The organism is Labrys sp. KB_33_2 (assembly GCF_052114505.1).
Lineage (GTDB): Bacteria > Pseudomonadota > Alphaproteobacteria > Rhizobiales > Labraceae > Labrys.
The window spans coordinates 1-362 of the sequence record NZ_JBFREW010000096.1; the positions used below are offsets into that span (position 1 = coordinate 1).

A 362-nucleotide genomic window follows, 5' to 3' on the forward strand; every position below is an offset into this window, starting at 1 on the left:
CCCTTGGCCGCCGTCAGGCTGTTCAGCCAGCCCCGCGTGGCGTCATAGGCCGACGTGCTGGTCACCCCATTGGCGTAGGTGGTCGCCAGCGACTGCCCGGCCGCATTGTAGGTCACGTTGCCGACCAGGCCGGGGATGGAAGTGAGCTGGCCCGCCCCGTTATAGCCGAACGGCGCGGCCGTCGACCCCAGGCTCGTGCCATCCCCGAAGGTCCGCCACAAAATGCGCTTGCCCGCGTCATAGGCCGTCGTCGTGGTGTAGGTCGTCCCCTCCGTCGTCAGCAGGGTCTTGACCACCTCATTGCCCAGCGCATCGTAATTGGCCGTCAGCCAGGCATGCTTGTTGGCCGCCGTGGTCTGCTT

At 66.9% G+C, this 362-nt stretch carries 1 protein-coding gene; it reads right to left on the reverse strand.

Annotation, left to right across the window (positions count from 1 at the left end; genetic code table 11):
• Positions 1–362 (reverse strand): hypothetical protein (locus tag AB4037_RS34710; protein ID WP_441774697.1); only part of this gene is annotated, 362 nt, incomplete at both ends.